This is a genomic window from Hydrogenophaga sp. SL48, assembly GCF_021729865.1.
Lineage (GTDB): Bacteria > Pseudomonadota > Gammaproteobacteria > Burkholderiales > Burkholderiaceae_C > Hydrogenophaga.
Map to the genome: position 1 here is coordinate 489,566 of NZ_CP063400.1, position 20,040 is coordinate 509,605.

18 protein-coding genes are annotated in these 20,040 nt (G+C 64.7%); 13 read left to right on the plus strand and 5 right to left on the minus strand.

The window, feature by feature from the left end; translation table 11 throughout:
- Position 1 precedes the first annotated feature (1 nt).
- Positions 2 to 856, minus strand: a complete 855-nt coding sequence (locus IM738_RS02325; protein WP_236964291.1) for a 3',5'-nucleoside bisphosphate phosphatase — start codon at positions 854 to 856, stop codon at positions 2 to 4.
- A 154-nt stretch (positions 857 to 1,010) separates the two neighbouring features.
- Complete coding sequence (gene ppc / locus IM738_RS02330) at positions 1,011 to 3,896, minus strand: phosphoenolpyruvate carboxylase (RefSeq protein WP_236964292.1); 2,886 nt, start codon at positions 3,894 to 3,896, stop codon at positions 1,011 to 1,013.
- Between the two features lie 89 nt (positions 3,897 to 3,985).
- On the opposite strand from ppc, the gene hemC reads away from it, so the two are divergent.
- From hemC to IM738_RS02350, 4 genes are all read left to right on the plus strand, one after another.
- Positions 3,986 to 4,942: a hydroxymethylbilane synthase gene (gene hemC / locus IM738_RS02335; RefSeq protein ID WP_236966442.1), complete on the plus strand. Its 957-nt coding sequence runs from the start codon at positions 3,986 to 3,988 to the stop codon at positions 4,940 to 4,942.
- Positions 4,943 to 5,033: 91 nt separating this feature from the next.
- Complete coding sequence (locus IM738_RS02340; protein WP_336886546.1) at positions 5,034 to 5,813, plus strand: uroporphyrinogen-III synthase; 780 nt, start codon at positions 5,034 to 5,036, stop codon at positions 5,811 to 5,813.
- Positions 5,810 to 6,982, plus strand: coding sequence for a uroporphyrinogen-III C-methyltransferase (locus tag IM738_RS02345; RefSeq protein ID WP_236964294.1), 1,173 nt, complete (start codon positions 5,810 to 5,812; stop codon positions 6,980 to 6,982). Before IM738_RS02340 ends, IM738_RS02345 begins: the two co-directional genes overlap by 4 nt.
- 29 nt (positions 6,983 to 7,011) lie before the next feature.
- Positions 7,012 to 8,295 carry a heme biosynthesis HemY N-terminal domain-containing protein gene (locus IM738_RS02350; protein WP_236966443.1) on the plus strand — a complete coding sequence of 428 codons (1,284 nt, stop codon included), beginning with the start codon at positions 7,012 to 7,014 and terminating at the stop codon, positions 8,293 to 8,295.
- 123 nt (positions 8,296 to 8,418) lie between these two features.
- Here IM738_RS02350 and IM738_RS02355 read toward each other — a convergent pair whose 3' ends face one another.
- Positions 8,419 to 11,400 (minus strand): Rne/Rng family ribonuclease, encoded by a 2,982-nt coding sequence (locus IM738_RS02355; RefSeq protein WP_236964295.1) that lies wholly within the window; start codon positions 11,398 to 11,400, stop codon positions 8,419 to 8,421.
- Between the two features lie 643 nt (positions 11,401 to 12,043).
- Between IM738_RS02355 and IM738_RS02360 the strand changes: the two genes are divergently transcribed.
- The 6 genes from IM738_RS02360 (at position 12,044) to galU (ending at position 16,464) form a co-directional block, all read left to right on the plus strand.
- Positions 12,044 to 13,033, plus strand: a complete 990-nt coding sequence (locus tag IM738_RS02360; protein WP_236964296.1) for an RluA family pseudouridine synthase — start codon at positions 12,044 to 12,046, stop codon at positions 13,031 to 13,033.
- A gap of 79 nt (positions 13,034 to 13,112) precedes the next feature.
- Complete coding sequence (locus tag IM738_RS02365; protein ID WP_236964297.1) at positions 13,113 to 13,418, plus strand: H-NS histone family protein; 306 nt, start codon at positions 13,113 to 13,115, stop codon at positions 13,416 to 13,418.
- 91 nt (positions 13,419 to 13,509) lie between these two features.
- Positions 13,510 to 14,169, plus strand: a complete 660-nt coding sequence (locus IM738_RS02370) for an HAD family hydrolase (protein WP_236964298.1) — start codon at positions 13,510 to 13,512, stop codon at positions 14,167 to 14,169.
- A 9-nt stretch (positions 14,170 to 14,178) separates the two neighbouring features.
- Positions 14,179 to 14,559, plus strand: coding sequence for a Rieske (2Fe-2S) protein (locus IM738_RS02375; protein ID WP_236964299.1), 381 nt, complete (start codon positions 14,179 to 14,181; stop codon positions 14,557 to 14,559).
- An 11-nt stretch (positions 14,560 to 14,570) separates the two neighbouring features.
- Positions 14,571 to 15,554, plus strand: a complete 984-nt coding sequence (locus tag IM738_RS02380; protein WP_236964300.1) for a S49 family peptidase — start codon at positions 14,571 to 14,573, stop codon at positions 15,552 to 15,554.
- A 34-nt stretch (positions 15,555 to 15,588) separates the two neighbouring features.
- Positions 15,589 to 16,464 carry a UTP--glucose-1-phosphate uridylyltransferase GalU gene (gene galU / locus IM738_RS02385; protein ID WP_236964301.1) on the plus strand — a complete coding sequence of 292 codons (876 nt, stop codon included), beginning with the start codon at positions 15,589 to 15,591 and terminating at the stop codon, positions 16,462 to 16,464.
- A gap of 17 nt (positions 16,465 to 16,481) precedes the next feature.
- Here the strand turns inward: galU and IM738_RS02390 are convergent, their stop codons facing one another.
- Positions 16,482 to 17,285 carry an SAM-dependent methyltransferase gene (locus tag IM738_RS02390; protein WP_236964302.1) on the minus strand — a complete coding sequence of 268 codons (804 nt, stop codon included), beginning with the start codon at positions 17,283 to 17,285 and terminating at the stop codon, positions 16,482 to 16,484.
- Positions 17,282 to 17,896 (minus strand): Maf family nucleotide pyrophosphatase, encoded by a 615-nt coding sequence (locus tag IM738_RS02395; protein WP_236964303.1) that lies wholly within the window; start codon positions 17,894 to 17,896, stop codon positions 17,282 to 17,284. The genes IM738_RS02390 and IM738_RS02395 overlap by 4 nt, the downstream gene beginning before the upstream one ends.
- A 48-nt stretch (positions 17,897 to 17,944) precedes the next feature.
- On the opposite strand from IM738_RS02395, the gene IM738_RS02400 reads away from it, so the two are divergent.
- The 3 genes from IM738_RS02400 to plsX all read left to right on the plus strand — a co-directional run bounded on the left by IM738_RS02400 (position 17,945) and on the right by plsX (position 20,022).
- Positions 17,945 to 18,499 carry a YceD family protein gene (locus IM738_RS02400; RefSeq protein WP_236964304.1) on the plus strand — a complete coding sequence of 185 codons (555 nt, stop codon included), beginning with the start codon at positions 17,945 to 17,947 and terminating at the stop codon, positions 18,497 to 18,499.
- A gap of 144 nt (positions 18,500 to 18,643) precedes the next feature.
- Positions 18,644 to 18,826: a 50S ribosomal protein L32 gene (gene rpmF / locus IM738_RS02405; RefSeq protein ID WP_019575026.1), complete on the plus strand. Its 183-nt coding sequence runs from the start codon at positions 18,644 to 18,646 to the stop codon at positions 18,824 to 18,826.
- 134 nt (positions 18,827 to 18,960) lie between these two features.
- Entirely contained in the window at positions 18,961 to 20,022 is a 1,062-nt protein-coding gene (gene plsX, locus IM738_RS02410) for a phosphate acyltransferase PlsX (RefSeq protein WP_236964305.1), read from the plus strand.
- The last annotated feature ends 18 nt before the right edge of the window (positions 20,023 to 20,040 follow it).

Genomic DNA, 20,040 nt, shown 5'->3' on the forward strand with positions numbered 1-20,040 from the left:
GTCAATGGGTGCGGGCTTCGAGCAGTTCCCACACGGGCCTGACGCCGCCGGGCAGGCTGGGCAGCAGCCCCAGGTCGGTGTGGCTCTCGTCCGGGCTGTGAAAGTCGCTGCCGCGGGAGGCCAGCAGGTCGAACTCGCGGCAGAACTCCGCGTACTTCACGTAGTCGGCCTGGCCGTGCGCACCGGTGACCACCTCGACGCCCTGGCCCCCGTGCGCCTTGAACTCGGTGAACAGTGCGAACTCTTCGTTGGCGGTGAACTTGTAGCGCCCCGGGTGGGCGACGACGGCGACACCGCCCGCGCCCGTGATCCAGCCCACGGCATCGCCCAGGTTGGCCCAGCGGTGGGGCACAAAACCGGGTTTGCCTTCGGCCAGGTACTTGCGGAACACCGCGTTGGTGTCGGTGCAGAAGCCGGCTTCGACGATGTAACGCGCGAAATGCGAACGCGAGATCAGCTCCGGGTTGCCGACGTACTTCATGGCACCCTCGTAGGCGCCGGGAATACCGACCTTGGCCAGGTCGGCGCCCATGTCGCGTGCCCGCTCCTCGCGCCCGCCGCGCGTCTGTTTCAGGCCCGCAACCAGCGCCGGATCGGTGTGGTCAAAGCCCAGGCCGATGATGTGCACCGTGACGTTGGCAAAGGTGACCGACACCTCCACCCCGGTCAGGTAGGGCAGGCCAGCCTGCCGTGCGGCGGCCATGGCGCGATCCAGGCCACCGATTTCGTCGTGGTCGGTGAGCGCCCACAGCTCGACACCATTGGCCTTGGCGCGTTGCGCCAGGGCCTCGGGGGTGAGGGTGCCGTCGGAGACGACGGAGTGGCAGTGGAGATCGGCGTTGAGGAGGTGGGTCACGAAAGCATTCTAGGTTTGCACAGTGGCCTGTGCTGAACAGCCGAACAAACCCTGCGACAAAAGAAGTGCCTCCCACCCAGAACACCGCGGAACGGGCTCCGCCCGGCCGCAGGTGTTGCCCCCTGGGGGGTGACGCCGCAGGCGGCGCGGGGGGTCAGCCTGTATTGCGCAGCCCCGCCGCAATCCCGTTGATCGAGATGTGGATGCCGCGACGCACCTTTTCGTCACGATCGGCCTGGTTCTCACCGGCGCGGTAACGCCGCACCAGCTCAACCTGCAGGTGGTGCAGCGGGTCGATGTAGGGGAAGCGGTGGCGCATCGAGCGTTGCAGCGACGCGTTGTTCACGAGCCGCTTTTTTTCACCCGTGATCAGCGACAGGGCGTCGGCCGTGCGGTGCCATTCGGCCTCGATGGCGGTGAAGACCTTGGTGCGCAGCTTTTTGTCTTCGACCAGTTCGGCATACCGCGTGGCCAGGGCGAGGTCGCTCTTGGCCATCACCATGTCCATGTTGGAGAGCAGGGTGCTGAAGAACGGCCACTGGTTGACCATCTTCTGCAGCAAGACCTTCTGTTTGGCCACGCCTTTGGGGCCGTCCTTGTGCAGGAAGGTGTGCACCGCCGAGCCGAAGCCGTACCAGCCCGGCAGCGTGAGGCGGCACTGGCCCCAGCTGAAGCCCCAGGGGATGGCGCGCAGGTCTTCGATCTTCTGGGTGGCCTTGCGGGAGGCCGGACGCGAACCGATGTTGAGTTCGGCGATTTCGCGGATCGGGGTGGAGGCGAAAAAATACTCGGCAAAGCGCGGGGTGTCGTACACCAGTGCGCGGTAGGCCGCCATGCTGGCCGCCGACAGCTCGGCCGCGGCTTCCATGAAGGCCTTGGGCGCTTCGCGCGTGGGCTGCAGCAAGGTGGCTTCGAGCGTGGCGGCGACCAGTGTTTCCAGGTTGCGGCGACCGATCTCGGGGTTGGCGTACTTGGAACCGATCACCTCACCCTGCTCGGTCAGGCGGATCTGGCCGCGCACCGTGCCGGGGGGTTGCGCCAGGATGGCCTGGTAGCTCGGGCCACCGCCGCGGCCCACGGTGCCGCCACGGCCATGGAACATCCTGAGCTGGATGGTTTTGTCCTGGTCTTTGTTGAGCGAATCGAACAGCTCCACCAGCGCGATCTCGGCGCGGTACAGCTCCCAGTTGCTGGTGAAGATGCCGCCGTCCTTGTTGCTGTCGGAGTAGCCGAGCATGATGTCCTGCTCGCTGTAGCCATCGGCCGCGCCCCGGTGCACCATGGCCCGCACGCCGGGCAGGGCGTAGTAGTCGCGCATGATGGGCGCGGCGTTGCGCAGGTCTTCGATGGTTTCAAACAGCGGCACCACGATCAGATCGCATTCCGCCGCCTCGCCCAGCAAGCCGCGCATCAGGCCGGTTTCCTTCTGCAGCAGCAACACCTCCAGCAGGTCGCTCACGGTCTCCGTGTGGCTGATGATCGCGTGGCGGATGGCCTGTGCTCCCAGGCGCTGGCGACCAGCCCGCGCCGCCTCGAAGATGGCGAGCTCGCCCAGCGTGTGGTCGGAATAGGCCGCGCCCGGCACGCGCAGCGGCCGCGCGTCGTTGAGCTGGCGCAGCAGCAGCGCGCGTTTGTCTTCTTCGCTGAGTGCGGAATAGTGGTTTTCAATGCGCGCGGTGGCGAGCAGCTCGGCCACGACCTCTTCGTGTTTGTCCGAGCTTTGGCGCATGTCCACGGTCGCGAGGTGAAAGCCGAACACCTCGACGGTGCGGATCAGCGGCTGCAGCCGGGCGCGCGCCAGCGCCGCACCGTGATGCTCCATCAGCGAGGTTTCAATGGTGCGCAGATCGGCCAGCAATTCGTCGGCGCTGGTGTAAGGGTCTTGCGGGGCCACCGCGTGACGCGCGGCATCGCCACCGGTGAGGGCCTTCAGCGTGGCGGCGAGGCGGGCGTACATGCCGGTGAGCGCGCGGCGGTAGGGCTCGTCCTGACGGTGGGCATTGGTGTCGGGTGAGCGCTCTGCCAGGGCCTGCATGGCCGGGCTGACCGACGCGAGCATGGCCGAGACCGACAGTTCGGCACCCAGGTGGTGCAGCTGGGTGAGGTGGTGGCGCAGCACCATGTCGGCCTGGCTGTGCAATGCCAGTTCCAGCGTCTGCGCGGTCACGTTGGGGTTGCCATCGCGGTCGCCACCGATCCACTGGCCCATGCGCAGGAAGGTGGCCACTCCGCGGTCGCCCAGACCGTCCTCCAGGTCACGGTAGATGCGTGGAATCTCCGACAGGAAGGTGGCCTGGTAGTAGCTGAGCGCGTTCTCGATCTCGTCGGCCACCGTGAGCTTGGTGAAGCGCAGCAAGCGGGTTTGCCAGAGCTGGGTCACGCGCGCGCGCAGCTGTCCCTCGTTGTCTTCCAGGTCCCGCGGCAACAGGCCTTCGCGCTCGGCAAGCAGGTGGGCGATGGCGCGTTCTCCATCGAGAATGCTCTTGCGTTGCACTTCGGTCGGGTGCGCGGTGAGTACCGGCGAGATGTGGCTGTGGGCCAGGGTGTCGAGCACCTTGGCGGGCGACACGCCGGCTTTTTTCAGGCGCTGCAACGTCATTGCCAGGCTACCTTCCTGCACGTCACCGGCCCGGTCGTGCACGGCGCGACGGCGGATGTGGTGGCGGTCTTCAGCCAAGTTGGCCAGGTGGCTGAAGTAGGTGAAAGCGCGGATCACGCTCACCGTCTGTTCACCGCTCAGGCCTTTGAGAAGCTTCTTGAGCGCCTTGTCGGCCGAAGCGTCGTCGTGGCGCCGGAAGGCCACCGAGAGCTGGCGGATCTGCTCGATCAATTCAAAAGCGGCCTGGCCTTCCTGCTCACGAATCACGTCGCCCAGAATGCGACCCAGGAGCCGGATGTCGTTGACCAGCGGCTGGTCTTTGTGGGAGCCCGCTTTCGCGGTGGCCGGGAGCGGGCGGGAAACGGCGGTTGCGGGGCTTCGGGCGGGAGGTCGGCTCATGGTGGACACTGCGGAGTTGCTGAAATTTTGGGCAATGGTCATGCTAGCATTCAAAGCCGCCTTTTCCGTTACCAAGCGGGTACGAAAATGAACCGTGCCGCTTGATCTTTTTTTGATTCCCTACCGTGCCCATTTCAAATTCTTCCAGCGGCCTGTCCATCACCATCGCAACCCGCGAAAGCCGTCTCGCGCTGTGGCAGGCCGAACACGTGAAAGCCCTCTTGCAAGCTTTGGGCCATCGCGTCGAATTGCTGGGGATGACCACGCAGGGCGACCAGATCCTGGACCGCAGCCTGTCCAAGGTGGGTGGCAAGGGCCTGTTCGTGAAAGAGCTGGAGGTGGCGCTGGAAGAAGGCCGTGCCGACATCGCCGTGCACTCGCTCAAGGACGTGCCCATGGACCTTCCCGAGGGCTTTGCGCTGGCTTGCGTGATGGAGCGCGAGGACCCTAGGGATGCCTGGGTGTCGCCGGTGTGTGCGTCGCTGGCCGAGTTGCCGCCGGGCGCGGTGGTCGGCACCTCCAGCCTGCGCCGCCTGGTGCTGTTGCGCGAAGCGTTGGACGCCCTCGGTCGCCAGGACGTGCGCATCGAACCCCTGCGCGGCAACCTCGACACGCGTTTGCGCAAGCTCGATGAAGGTCAGTACCAGGCCATCGTGCTGGCGGCAGCCGGGCTCAAGCGCCTGGGGCTGTCACAACGGATCCGCACCATCTTTGAGCCGTCTCAATCCTTGCCCGCCGCCGGACAGGGCGCGCTGGGCATCGAGGTGCGAGCGGGCCGCACCGATCTGGTGGACGCGCTGGCGCCGCTGGTGCACATGCCGACCTGGCTGCGCGTGGCTGCCGAGCGCACCGTCTCGCGAGCCATGGGGGGCAGTTGCTCCATGCCCCTGGCGGCTTTTGCCCAGTGGGACGACCACGATCCGCAGAGTCTGCGTCTGGACGCGGCCTGGGGCGATCCAGAGGGGCACAGCCCCATCGTGCGTGTGGGGCAGCAGACGACGGTGGGCACCCTGGCGCAGGCCGAAGCCCTGGGGCAGCGCGTGGCGCAGGCCTTGCGTGCGGCGGGTGTCCAGCCGCCGGGAGCCTGAGGTCTTGAGTGTGCCGTCCCGCCCGCGACCGGCCCCTGAACGCTGGTCCCGCTTGTTCGTCACGCGGCCCACAGCCGAAGCCGAAGCCTGGGTGGACGCCCTGCTGGCGCGGGGATGGCCAGTGCAGGCCTTGCCACTGATCGACATCGTCGAACCCCGGGACCGACAGACCCTCGAAGCGCTGCATCAGGCGCGTGCTCACTGGCTCGACTGGACCGCATTGATGTTCGTCAGCCCGGCGGCGGTGCACCACTTTTTTGCCCAGGCCGTACCGGTGTCGGCCACGCCCGAGCCGGGCGCCCGATTCTGGGCGCCGGGGCCCGGCACCGCCCGTGTGCTGGCCGAGGCGCTGCAGCAACATGGCGTGAGCCCTGCCTGCATTGACGCCCCGCCGGCCGATGCCGCGCAGTTTGATTCCGAACACCTCTGGCCCGTGGTGGCCTCACAGGTGCGTTCTGGTTCCCGCGTGCTTGTGGTGCGTGGTGCGTCGGTCGCGGCGCCCCTGGACGCGATAAACGGGGCCGCCGGCAGCGGGCGGGACTGGTTGATCCAGCGCTGCCTGGCCCAGGGTGCCACGGTCGACGCCTGTGTCGCCTACGAGCGCCATGCCCCCCGCTGGACCCCCAAGCTGCGCGCCGAGGCCGAAGCGGGCACCGCGGCTGGCGCACTCTGGCTTTTCAGCAGTTCGGAGGCTTTGGCCCATCTGAGCGAGGGGTTGCCCCAGGCAGACTGGTCCCGCGCGACCGCGCTCTGCACCCACGAGCGCATTGCGGCTTCGGCCCGTGCAGCGGGTTTTGCCCATGTCATCGGCAGTCGCCCCGCGCTGTCGGATGTGCTGGGCACCCTAGAATCGGCTTGGAGTCATTCATGAGCACCGACACCCCCGAAATCCCATCCACCCCGCCTGTGACAACACCCGACCCGATCGTGGCGCCGGTGGTGGTGGCACCTGCACGCCGGGCCGGTCCATGGTTGACGGCCTTTGCGATGGTCTTGTCGGTGCTGGCGCTGATGATGGCCGGTCTGTCGTGGCAGAAACTGGGCGATACCCAGAAAGAACTCGCGCGCCGCAGCCAGGACACTGACACGCAGGCCACCGAGACCCGGGCTCTGGCAACGCAGGCAGAGGCCCAGGTGCAGGAACTGCAGGCGCGCCTGGCGGTGGCCGAGGTGAAGTTGTCCGAGGTGAGTCTGCAGCGCAGCCAGCTTGAAGAGTTGATGCTGGCGCTCTCGCGTTCCCGCGATGACAACCTGGTGCAGGACATCGAGTCTGCGCTCCGTCTGGGGCAGCAGCAAACGCAGCTCACGGGCAGCGTGCAGCCTTTGCTGGCCGCTTTGCAGGCCGCCGACGCCCGCATCGCGCGAGCCGCCCAGCCGCGTTTGAATCCCGTGCAGCGTGCGATTGCGCGCGATGTGCAGCGCATCCGGGGCACGGCGGTGGCCGATGTGCCTTCGCTGGTGCAGCGCCTTGACGAGCTGGCACGCCGGGTGGACCAGTGGCCGGTTCCCAACGACATGGGGCCGCGTGGCGTGGCGCGCAAGGTCATGGCGCCGCGCCAGGACACCCCAGCGCCCGCAGGCAGCCGCCCGCCGAAGCCGGTGGTCCATGCGCCAGCTCCCATCGAGCCGGTGGAGCCGTTGCTGACGGGCTGGGACCGTGTGGCGCAGCGATGGACCTTGTTCTGGCGTCAGGTGTGGGAAGACGTCACCCGCAGTGGTCGCGAGCTGGTGAGGGTGAGTCGCATCGACCGGCCTGAAGCCGCGTTGCTGGCGCCCGAGCAGGCGTTCTTCCTGAGGGAAAACATCAAGTTGCGCTTGCTCAACGCGCGGCTCGGCCTGCTGGCCCGGCAGATGGACTCGGTGCAGGATGACCTCAAAGGCATTGACGCGGCGCTCTCGCGTTACTTCGACACCACCGCGCCCGAGGTCACCGCTGCGCAGGCGGCGGTGGCGCAGTTGCGTGCCGAACTGGTGGTGGTCGCGCTGCCTCAGCCCGAAGAGAGCCTGGCCGCGCTCGCGGTGGCGGCCGGGGGGCGCTGATGAACCAGCAACACCGTCAGGCCGGCGCCATGCGCAGCGTGTTCTGGTTGCTCGGGCTGGCTGCGCTGGCGGTCGCACTGGCCTTGCTCGTGGGACACAACCAGGCCATGGTCACATTGTTCTGGCCACCGTACCGGTTCGACGTGTCGTTCAACTTCGTGTTGTTTTGCCTGATCGGTGGCTTTGTGTTGCTGTACCTGGCCATGCGGGCCATCGCCTTGCTCAGGGAGTTGCCTTTGCAGGCCCAGCGCTGGCGCAACCAGCAGCTGGAGCGTGCTGCTGTGGGCTCCGTGATGGACGCGCTGGCGCAGTTGCTGGCCGGCCGTTTTGTGCGGGCCCGGGCCGCCGGCCTGGCTGCGCTGGAGCAGCTCAACGCCCAGCCCTCGGCCCAGTGGCCGCGTCGCCAGCAGCTGCAGTTGCTGGCCCACCTGTTGGTGGCCGAGGCGGCCCAGTCGCTGCAAAACCGCAGCGCGCGCGACGAGCACCTGCAGGCCGCACTCCATCCCAAGCTGGCAAAAGTCTCGCCGGAAGCGCGTGAAGGCGCCTTGTTGCGTGCTGTGCGCTGGGCGGTGGAGGACCGCGACGTGCAGGCCGCCCGCAGTCACCTGGCCGAACTGCCGCAAGGTGCAGGACGGCGCATCCAGGCGCTGCGCCTCAAACTGCGCGTGGCCCGGCTTGGCGGTGACACCAGCGAAGCACTGGAAACGGCGCGCCTGCTGGCCAAACACCGGGCGTTCTCCCCGGACGCCTCACGGAGCATCGTGCGCGGGCTGGCGCTGGACGCGCTGCGCGAGGCGCACGACCTGTCCCAGCTGAAGGCCGTGTGGGAGCGCCTGGACGCCACAGAGCGGGCCATGCCCGAGCTGGCGCTCGCAGCCGCCGAGCGCGCCAACCGCATCGCCGCGACCGACGCCCGCGAGGCGTCCTCACAACAGGCGGTGGGGATGTCCGGTGCCTGGCTGGCACCCGTGTGGCAAGGCTTTTCCACGCTGGACGCCACTCAGCAGCGTCAACTGGTCCAGGCACTTGAGCCTGGTCTGCCCCAGCTGGATGCTGCGTGGCTCGCGCGCCTGGAGCAGAGTCAACGCCAGTGGCCAAACAACGCCTACCTTCAGTACCTGACCGGCCAGGCCTGTGTGCAGCGCCAGCTTTGGGGCAAGGCTGCTCAGCTGCTCGGTCAAGCCAGCCACAGCCTGAGAGAGCCAGCACTGTTGCGGCGCACTTGGTGTTCCCTGGCGACGCTGGCTGAAGAACGGGGCGACGAAGCATCGGCGCAGGCGGCCTGGAAAAAGGCGGCGCTGCTGGCGGACTGATGCATCTCTGGTCTGTGGCCGGGCAGGTGTTCCAGGACCTGTTGAGACCCCCAAAGTAAAAAAGCCGACCCCAAGGTCGGCTTTTTTTGCTCTGCGACCTCGTTCAGCCGCAGGCCTCCGGCATCACCGGCCTTCGAAGGGCAGGGTCACCGTGCTCAGGTCTTTTCTGGTCTCGACCAACACCAGGGCACCTTCGTCAGCCACCACCACCGGCTTGGGTTCGCGTGGCACATGGACGGGCTTGGGTTCGGCCGCGATCGCGGCTTGAACCTCGGCCACCTTGCTGGCGTTGGAGTTGACCCACTCCAGACCGCTCGTCTGCGCGACTTGGTGGAGGTCGTCCATCGACAGCGTGTACGGCGTCACTTTGGGCAGGCCTGCGGTGGGAACGGACGCTGCTGCGGTTGGGGCCTCCATGGGAGCGCGAACGGCGACCGGCTTTGGCACCTCGGCGATCACGGGGGCGACGGCACGGGGTGCCTCGACCTCCACCGCTGCGGCAGGGGCGGGTTCGGCCATCACGGGCGCCAGTGATGCCGGTTCAGCTGCCGCCGGCTGGCTGAAGTAGCTGCGTGTCGGCCTGTCGGCCTCGGCCTCCGGAGCTGAAAATGCCGGCGCTTCCACGGGTGTCTCGACGGTGGTGATGCCTTCAGCGACGTCCCCTTCGCGTGGAGCACGTTCGCGGCGGTCACGGCCATAACGATCACGGCTGCGGCGCTCGCGAGGTGCGCGTTGGGCGTTGTCAGCATCTCCTTCGACAGTCCCCACCACGACGGACGGGTTGTCCTGCACTTCGGGCGATGGGATGTTGGCCGCGTCATGGATCGCGGCGACCTCGTTGCCCTCGACCTCGGATTGACGGCGGCGGTTGTCGCCCCCACGGCCCCGGCGTTCGCGACGCTGGCCTTCGGCCGCTTCGCTGGTCTCCGCCACCGGAGCAGACACGCCCAGCGCTGGCGCATCCACAGCGGGTGCCTCGCGACGGTTGTCGCGACGGTTGCCGTTGCGGCCTTCACCGCGATTCTGACCTTCTGGGCGACCCTGACCTTCGCCCCGGCCATCGATGCGGGCTTCGCCAACCGGTTTTTCGTTGCGACGCTCGCCATTGCGGCCTTCACCACGCACTTCACCGTTGCGGCCTTCGCCGCGTGGGCCACGGCCGCCTTCTCGGCCTTCACGGCCTTCGCCTCGACCTTCACGCGGACCCCGGCCATCGGAGGAACGGCCTCCGCGGGCACCGCGACCGTCGCGACGCGGTTCTCCTCGTGCGTCACGGGTGCCGGTGTCCGCTACGGGTGCCGGTGCGGGCACTGCCGCTGCAGGCGCCGCAGCCGGAGCCGCCGCATCACTGCCACCAAACAGGTCTTTGAGCCAGCCGAAGAATCCCCGTTCGGCCGGCGCGGCCTTGGCGGCGGGCACGGGTGCAGGCGCCGGCGCGACGGCGACGGGTGCCTGAGCGACGGCGACCGGTGCTTCCGGCTTGGGAGCGGCCACAGGTGCCGGACCGTCGGGCAGCACGCCCTTGATCACCGGTTCCTGCTTGTTGGTGCGTTCCTGGCTGCGGCGGGTGAATCCGGTGGCTTCGTCCGGCTCATCGGCGAGCTTGTAGCTGGCGTCCAGGCTGTCCAGGCGCGGGTCGTCGTGCTTCAGGCGTTCGAGCTTGTAGTTCGGCGTGTCCAGCGACTTGTTGGGCACCAGCAGCACGTTGATGCGCTGTTTGAGTTCGATCTTGGTGATCTCGGTGCGCTTCTCGTTCAGCAGGAAACTGGCCACTTCGACCGGCACCTGCACCAGCACGGCGGCCGTGCTGTCCTTGAGCGACTCTTCCTGGATGATGCGCAGGATCTGCAGCGCCGAGCTTTCGGTGTCGCGGATGTGGCCGGAACCACCGCAGCGCGGGCAGGGGATGGACGAGCCTTCGCTCAGCATGGGCTTGAGGCGCTGGCGGCTCATTTCGAGCAGGCCGAACTTGCTGATCGCACCGAACTGCACTCGGGCACGGTCCTGGCGCAGCGCATCGCGCAGGCGGTTTTCCACTTCGCGACGGTTCTTCGACTCTTCCATGTCGATGAAGTCGATCACGATCAGGCCGCCGAGGTCGCGCAGGCGGGCCTGGCGCGCCACTTCGTCAGCGGCTTCCAGGTTGGTGCGGGTGGCGGTCTCTTCGATGTCGCCGCCCTTGATGGCGCGTGCCGAGTTCACGTCCACCGCCACCAGTGCTTCGGTCTGGTCGATCACGATGGCGCCGCCAGAAGGCAGGTTCACCGTGCGGCTGTAGGCGGTTTCAATCTGGTGTTCGATCTGGAAGCGGCTGAACAGCGGCGCGTCGTCACGGTAGCGCTTCACGCGGTGACCGTGTTCCGGCATCACGTGGCTCATGAACTGGTGCGCCTGTTCGTAGATGTCGTCGGTATCGATCAGGATCTCGCCGATGTCGCTGTTGAAGTAGTCGCGGATCGCGCGGATCACCAGGCTGGATTCCTGGTAGATCAGGTAGGCGCCCTTGCCTCCCTTGGCGGCGCCGTCGATGGCGGTCCACAGCTTGAGCAGGTAGTTCAGGTCCCACTGCAGTTCGGGTGCGTCGCGACCGATGCCAGCGGTGCGGGCGATGATGCTCATGCCGTTGGGGTATTCGAGCTGGTCCAGCGCCTGCTTGAGCTCCTGGCGGTCTTCGCCTTCGATGCGGCGGCTCACGCCACCGCCGCGCGGGTTGTTGGGCATCAGCACCACGTAGCGGCCGGCGAGGCTCACGAACGTGGTGAGCGCCGCGCCCTTGTTGCCGCGTTCTTCTTTTTCGACCTGGACCAGCAGCTCCTGGCCTTCCTTGATCACGTCGTTGATGCGGGCCTGCGAAGGCGAGGCATTGCCCTGGAAGTACTGGCGCGAGATCTCCTTGAACGGCAGGAATCCGTGGCGGTCTTCGCCGTAGTCCACGAAGCAGGCTTCGAGCGACGGCTCGACGCGCGTGACGACGGCCTTGTAGATGTTGCCCTTGCGCTGTTCGCGCCCTTCGATTTCGATTTCGTAGTCGAGCAGTTTTTGCCCGTCCACGATCGCCAGGCGGCGCTCTTCGGCCTGCGTGGCGTTGATCAGCATGCGTTTCATGATGCGTTTCCTTCGGTCTGACACTGACATGGTGCTGGGACGAACCCAGGCACCGACCTGCCGTGAACCAGCGGAAAAGCGCGAACGAGGGGGAGGAACTGCCGGAGAGCCACCGACCCGGTGCCCACCCGGCATGGGCCGGGTGTGTGGGGTTGTTCGAGGCGGGGCACGCTGGGTGTGCCGCGTCGAACCGCCGGGTCAGGGCGTAGGCGCGTGGACTTGGGTGAGCAGGGAGGGCTTGATGGCTGTCTGGGACATGGATCGCGCCGGTGAGGTCTCTGGCTTCACTTCATCCTCACCCAGCAGGCTCCTGTGCGTCAATGGCGCTAGGGGGAGCTTGGCTGGGCGATTGGGTTATTCCGTATTCGGGTTCGCAGTTTTCTGATGGTTTCGCCCGATGCTTCCACCTGGTCGAGGTGCGGCTCCAGCCTCATCAAAGAGGGCGTCGGGAGCGGCAGCCAGACTTGGGTGCAGCGGGTGGCAACTTGTTCCAGCCGGGTCCCTGGCATCCGATGCTCGGGGAGTCTGCTGGCGGTGACTGCCTTAAACTCAAGGAAATCAATCACTTACAGCACACGACTGGTGCAGCGCATTATAGTGCGCTCCCCCGGTCGGTGTGGCCGGTATTTCCAGCGGTTTTTCCTTGAATTCCAAGCCCACCATTTCGTCCGCAGCGGCGGTCCAGTTCCTCACGGTCGATGAAGAGTCGGCCGGCCAGCGGCTGGACAACTTCCTCATCCGGGTGCTCAAGGGAGTGCCCAAAACCCACATTTACCGCATCATCCGCTCGGGCGAGGTGCGACGAAACAAAGGTCGTGTGGGGGCGGATGATCGTGTGGTTGCAGGTGATGTATTGCGCATTCCACCGATTCGCCTGTCGGAGCGGGCGGAAGAAAAGGCCGCGCACCCGGCGCCCGCGCGCGAATTTCCGGTGGTGTATGAAGATGAGGCGTTTCTCGCTATCGACAAACCCGCTGGGGTGGCGGTGCATGGTGGCAGCGGCGTCAGTTTCGGCGTGATCGAGCAAATGCGCCAGGCCCGACCGCAGGCCCGCTTGCTCGAATTGGTGCATCGGCTCGACCGCGAAACCAGCGGCATTCTCCTGATTGCCAAAAAGAAGAGCGCGCTCAAGGCGTTGCAGGACCAATTCCGTGAACGGGAAACCGGCAAGACCTATCTGGCGCTGGTCAAAGGCGTCTGGCCCGCCAAACTCAAGGTGCTGGATCAGCCCTTGCACAAATACCTGTTGCCCGACGGCGAGCGCCGCGTTCGGGTCACCAGCAAGGACGATCCGGAAGGGATGAAGTCGGTGACCTTGGTGAAGGTGGTCAAGCAGCTGGATGCGCCAGTTGGGTTATCGGGGGCCTGTTCATTGGGCTTTACGTTGCTGGAAGTCACCATTAAGACCGGGCGAACGCACCAGATCCGAGTACATCTTTCGCATGCAGGGTATCCGATTGCCGGTGACGACAAATACGGTGACTTTGAACTGAACAGGTTATTGGGCAGAGTGGGGCTCAAACGCATGTTCTTGCATGCCTGGCGATTGAGGCTGACGCATCCGATTTCTGGCGAATCACTGGAGTTACATTCTGAATTGCCATCAGAGTTGCAAACTTGGGCGGACAGCTGAATTTGGTATTAGAATTTGGCCCGAGCCTCGACAGGGCGCTCAATCGTTGGAAGTCAACCGAACCTATAAAGGACAACTAATGGCAACATATACCGAACTGATGGCGCAGGCGCAAGCGTTGATGACGCAGGCCGAACAGGCGCGCAAGGATGAATTGTCGACCGCCATCGCCGACATCAAGGCGAAAATGAAGCAATACGGCATCACCGTGGCCGACTTGGGCGGTGCGGCGGGCACCAAGAAGCCTGCCAAGACCAAATCCAAGGCGGCCGCGAAGTACAAGGGCCCGAATGGCGAACTCTGGGCCGGTGGCCCTGGTCGCAAGCCCGAGTGGGTGCGTGCGGCGCTGGCGGCGGGCAAGGACATCGAGAGCTTCCGCATCTGAGTCCCGCCAACGACCGGAAAAAGGCACCTGCGGGTGCCTTTTTTGTTGGGCGCGCCACCGATAATCTGAACACCTTTTCACATCACAACCCATGCGCCCGCGCCAATTCGACCTCATTGCCTTCGACTGGGACGGCACCCTGTTTGACTCCACCGCCATCATCGTGCGCTGCATTCAGGCGGCGGTTCGGGATGTCGGCGGGACCGTGCCCACCAATGAGGCGGCGAGTTACGTGATCGGGCTTGGGTTGATGCAGGCGCTGGCGCACGCCGCACCCGATGTGCCCGCTGATCAATATCCGGTGTTGGGCGAGCGCTATCGGCATCACTATCTGGCCCACCAGAACGACATCAGCCTGTTTGATGGCGTGCTGCCGATGTTGTCGGGACTCAAGTCGCGCCATCACTGGCTGGCCGTGGCGACAGGCAAGAGCCGTCGCGGGTTGGACGAGGCTCTCCACGCCGTGGAGTTGCAGGGGTTGTTCGACGGTTCTCGCACCGCTGACGAGACCGCTGGCAAGCCCAGCCCGTTGATGCTGCAAGAGTTGATGCGCGAGTTCGGCGTGGACCCCCGGCGCACCTTGATGATTGGGGACACCACCCACGACCTGCAGATGGCGCTCAACGCGGGGTGTGTGAGTGTCGGTGTCAGCTATGGCGCGCACGAGCCAGGGGGCTTCGCAGCGCTCGCGCCACGCTTCGTTGCGCATTCGGTTCGCGAACTGCACGAATGGCTGGACCAACACGCTTGACGCCGCACCATGAATCCAACCGAGGGTGATGCCCTGCAGGCCTTGTGCAATGGCCGTGACCTCGTCAGCGGGGGTGTCGCGGTGCCGTTTGATGTGATGTACGCCGGGCAAAGTTGTCGCGCTTTTGCGATCCGTTTTCGAGGGCAAGTCCATGCCTACCTGAACCGGTGCGCGCACGTGGCCATGGAGATGGATTGGCAACCCAACCGCTTTTTTGACGACAGCGGGCAATGGTTGCTGTGCGCCACCCACGGCGCGACGTACGAACCAGCCAGTGGGGCCTGCAGTGGTGGCCCCTGTCGCGGAGGGCTGGTCACGGTGCCACTGGTCGAGCGAGATGGCGTGGTGTTCTGGCAGGCACAATACCCGTTCCAACCCCTGGTTTTTTGAACAGCGTACATATGAACGACGACCCTTTGGATCTTTCTCCCCATTCGCCCGTTGGGCCACGTGGAAATACCGGGTGGGAGCGCGAGACCATTGAAAAGCTGGTGTTCGCCACGCTCAGGGAGCAGCAGGCGGTGCGTCGCTGGAAGCTGTTTTCAAGGCTGTTGTGGCTCGCACTGATCGGCTTTTTTGTCTGGCTGTGGTTCAGTCAAGCGAACATGGGCAATGCCGTGAGCACACCGCACACGGCGGTGATTGACATCAAGGGTGAAATTGCCTCGGGTGCTGAAGCGAGCGCCGAGAACGTCGTGAGTTCTCTGCATTCCGCCTTTGAAGACAGCGGCGCTCAGGCGATCGTGCTGTTGATCGACTCACCTGGCGGCAGTCCGGTGCAGGCTGGCATCATCAACGACGAGATCACCCGACTCAAGGCGTTGCACAATAAAAAGGTGTATGCGGTGGTGGAAGAGACCTGCGCGTCGGCCGCTTACTACATCGCTGCCTCGGCCGATGAAATCTACGTCGACAAGGCCAGCCTTGTGGGCAGCATCGGCGTGCTCATGGACGGTTTTGGATTCACCGGACTGATGGACAAACTGGGTGTGGAGCGGCGTTTGATGACCGCGGGCACCAACAAAGGCATGCTCGATCCGTTCAGCCCCCAGGACGCTACTCAGAATGCCCACATGCAATCCATGTTGAGCGAAATCCACACGCAGTTCATCCAGGTGGTGAAGAAAGGGCGCGGTGAGCGCCTCAAGGAAACCCCGGACACCTTCAGTGGACTCGTCTGGAGCGGTCAGCAGGCGGTGGCTCAGGGCTTGGCCGACGGTCTGGGCAGTCTTGACCATGTGGCCCGTGAAATTGTCAAGGCGGAAGATATCGTGGACTACACCCAGCGGGAAAATGTGGGCATGCGCCTTGCTCGTGAGCTGGGTGTGAGCATGGGTGAGGGCGTTTTCAGGGCCGCTCGAGCGGCCGGTCTGCAACTTAGATAACCGCAGCCGATTCAAGTAACAACAGGGTTGATCAATGAAAATTCAAAAAGCTGTTTTTCCTGTGGGTGGTTTGGGCACGCGCTTCCTGCCCGCCACCAAGGCCATTCCCAAAGAGATGCTGCCGGTGGTCGACAAGCCGCTGATCCAGTACGCGGTCGACGAAGCCTACGCGGCAGGCATACGGGAAATGATCTTCATCACGGGCCGCCACAAGCGCGCCATCGGTGATCATTTTGATGCGGCTTTCGAGCTCGAATACGAACTCGAGCGTGGCAACAAGACCGAGTTGCTCCAGATCGTGCACGACATCAAGCCCGACGACATGGACTGCGTGTTCATTCGCCAGCCTCGCCCGCTGGGCTTGGGCCATGCCGTTCTGTGCGCAGAGCGGGTGGTGGGCAACGACCCGTTTGCGGTTTTGCTGGCCGATGACCTGATGGTGGGCAAGGTCGGGGGGCATTCTGTGCTCCAGCAAATGGTTGCGGCCTATGAAAAGAGCCCGGGCACCGTGCTGGCTGTGCAGGACGTGCCGCGCGAGGACACCCGACGCTATGGTGTGGTGGACGTGCATGGTGTCATCGACACCGTGGCCGAAGTCTTCGGCATGGTGGAAAAGCCTTTGCCCGAGGCCGCACCGTCGACGCTGGCGGTGGCGGGCCGCTACATCCTCACGCCGGCGGTGTTCGAGAGCATCCGTCGCCAGCCTCGCGGCGCGGGTGGCGAGATCCAGCTGACCGATGGCATTGCCGCTCTGATCGGCACCGAAAAGGTGTATGCCTACCGCTACGAAGGCACCCGCTACGACTGCGGCAGCAAAGAGGGCTTCTTGCAGGCCACCATCGACCTGGCCTTGGCCAATCCCGAACTGAGCGACGCGGTTCGCGCGCACATGCGGGCCGCACTGGGCTGATCCGCACTGGGAGGCGTTCAACGCCCAATCAGGAAAACCGCAGGCAGATTCAATGGAAGCTGCGTTCCGAGCCCACGGTTTTTCCATTCGCTGAGGAGCGCGCTGCGCGTGCTTTGCTGGGGCAGGCTCAGCCCGCAACTCACCGCAAGACGGGTGTGTGGGTGCAGGTTTTGCAGCAGGGCCTGAAGGAGGGCGGCGTTCCTGTAAGGCGTTTCAATCAGGATCTGCGTCTGCCCTGTTTTGAGTGCCACCGCCTCCAGTTCACGCAGGCGCTGGCTGCGCTGTGCCGGGTCCTGGGGCACGTAGCCGACGAAAGCGAAATCCTGGCCATTGAGGCCGCTGGCGGCCAAGGCCAGCATCAGCGACATGGGGCCCGCGAGCGGCCGCACCTCCAGGTTCATGGCGTGGGCGGCACGCACGATGGAACTGCCCGGGTCGGCGATCGCGGGCATGCCAGCTTCGCACACGAGGCCCATGTCATGCCCCAACCGTGCGGGCGCCAACAGGGTTCGTGCCTCGGCGTCGCTGGAAGTGGCTGGAGTGTGATCTCCCTTTTTGTGAGCCTGTCGCGGCAGCTCGGCGATGTGTTGCGCTTGAAGTGGCGCGGCCAGGCCGTTCAGCGCCTCCACGCGCTTGAGGAAGGCCCGGGTGCTTTTCGCGTTTTCACTGATCCAGTGCGTGAGCTGGGCGGCGATTGCCAACGTGTCTCCTGGCAGGCACTGCGCAATGGGGGCGGGTATTTCACCATCAGTCAGGCAGCCAAAGTCCAATGGTGTGGGCACCAGATACAGCACGCCAGGCACAACAGAGAGTTGGGTCACAGGATTTGCACTCCTGCCGCGCGCAGCATCTGGCAGGTGCGGATGAGCGGTAGACCCACCAAAGCGCTGGGATCGTCGTTGTCGATGCGCTCCAGCAGCGCGATCCCCAAGCCTTCGCTCTTGGCGCTCCCTGCGCAGTCGTAGGGTCGTTCGGCAAGCAGATAGCGTTCGATCTCGGCGTCCGTCAACGTCCGAAACACCACCCGGACCGGCGCGAGATCGACCTGTTCAAAACCGCTCGCCAGACAAACCACGGCGACCGCCGTCTGAAAAATCACCGTCTGACCGCGCATACGGCGCAACTGGGCGACAGCGCGCTCGTGTGTCCCGGGTTTGCCCAGCGCCATACCGTCGAGATCGGCGACCTGGTCGCTGCCGATCACGACCGCCTCTGGGTACCGTCGCGCCACATCGCGTGCCTTGGCCAAAGCCAGGCGCAGGGCGAGCGCCTGTGGTGCTTCGCCGGGTGTCGGGGTTTCATCCACGCCCGGGCTGGCGGTTTCGAAGGGCACGCGCAGTCGGTCGAGCAACTCACGGCGGTAGCGCGAAGTGGACCCGAGGACCAGTGATCGCTGGGTGGTGTCGTGTCTGGGGGTGGGGGCGTCTGGCATGGGGATATTGTCCCTTGGTTCGAAGGACGGTTCTTTTACACTGCCGGGATGAAAACGAATCTCGGTAAGACTTGGAACCCACGCAGGCTTGATGTTCGCGCGTTTGCCGAAGCGGGCGCCACACTTCAGGCGGAGCTATCTCTCACTTCCTTGAAGCGCCTGCTGGCTGAGATTGTTTCGGATGGTGGCGGTGTGACCATGGTTGCATGGCAGGCACGTGGAGAGATGCGCCCGGGCAACGGAGGAACTCCCGGTGTGTGGATGCATGTGCAGGCGAGTACCGATGTTCCGTTGAGTTGTCAGCGTTGCCTGGCGCCGGTGGTCACCCGGCTGGAGGTGGATCGCTGGTTCCGGTTCGTGGCCGACGAGGCCATGGCAGAGGCTGAAGACGATGAAAGCGAAGAGGATGTCCTGGCGCTGGAGCCGAGACCCGACTTGCTGGACCTGCTGGAAGATGAGCTGTTGATGGCTTTACCCTTGGTGCCCATGCACGAAGCCTGTCCCGCTCCCTTGCCCGCCGTTGCGGATGATTTGGACGTTTCACCAGAAGAGCCCTCTGCACCGCCCCACCCATTTGCGGTACTGGCCCGACTCCGAAAATGAGCGGGCGGTCTGAATTTGGCGGGGTCGCCACCTTCGGGCTATAATCCTTGGCTTTGCGCTGGCATCCAGTTGGCTGGGCCTGATGGCGATGTCCATTCAGGCTGCAAGCGCACCCGTCACCACCACCGAATTCAGGAGCCCACCATGGCCGTCCAGCAAAACAAAAAGTCCCCTTCCAAGCGCGGTATGCACCGTTCGCACAATGCGCTGAATGTGCCGGGCATCGCCGTGGAGCCGACCACTGGCGAAATCCACCTGCGCCACCACATCAGCCCCAATGGCTTCTACCGTGGCCGCCAGGTGCTGAAAAACAAGTCAGAAGCCTGAATTGCCTGCTGGTCAGGGCACTGCCGCGTTCGCGCGTCAGGCGCTAGGGCCGCAGGTCAGGTACAGGCCCGCATGATGCATGCGGGCTTTTTTCATTCTTGGGGCGCCCTGCGTGCCGATATCGGGATGTTGACATGATCACCGTCGCAGTGGATTGCATGGGGGGGGATGTCGGTCCGGCAACCACCTTGCCGGCCTGTGCGGCCTTTTTGAGCAGTCATCCTCAGGCGCAACTCTTGCTGGTGGGTCAGCCGGAGGCTTTCCGCCCTTGGCCGCAAGTGCTCAACAACGTTCGCTGCCGCGTCGTCGCGGCCAGTGAAGTGGTTGCCATGGACGACCCTGTGGAGGTGGCCATGCGCAAGAAAAAAGACTCGTCCATGCGAGTGGCGATTCAGCAGGTGAAGGATGGGGCTGCGCAGGCTGTGGTGTCTGCCGGCAACACCGGCGCCCTGATGGCGATATCCCGTTATCTGCTGAAAACGATCGATGGCATTGACCGTCCGGCCATTGCCAGTCAGATGCCCAACGCACTGGGGGGCGCCACCACTGTGCTGGATCTCGGTGCCAACGTGGACTGCACCGCCGAACACCTGCTTCAGTTTGCGGTGATGGGCTCTGCGCTGGTCGTGGCCATCACCGGCCGTGAGGAGCCGACTGTCGGATTGCTCAATGTGGGTGAGGAGTTGATCAAAGGCAGTGAGGTGATCAAAAAAGCGGGCGTTCTGCTTCGAAATGCGGCCAATACCGGTGATCTCAATTTTTTTGGCAATGTCGAAGGCAATGACATTTTCAAAGGCACGACCGACATCGTGGTCTGCGATGGGTTTGTCGGCAACGTGGCGCTGAAAGCCAGTGAAGGCTTGGCAACGATGATCGGCAGTTTCATCAAGGCTGAGTTCTCTCGCAGCATTTTTACGAAAATTGGTGCCTTGTTTGCATATCCGGTGATATCTGCGTTCAAAAAACGCATGGACTACCGTCGCTACAACGGTGCGGCCCTGCTGGGGTTGCGTGGCTTGGTGTTCAAAAGCCACGGCTCAGCAGACGCGTTCGCGTTTGAGCAGGCGCTGGCCCGGGCTTATGATGCGGCCCAGAATCATTTGCTCGACAAGGTGAAGGAGCGCATTGCCCATGCGGCGCCGCTCATCGCTCCGGAGGGCATTTCAAGCGACCTCAAGAGCATCCCGACGCTGTAACGCCAGTTACCCCTTTCG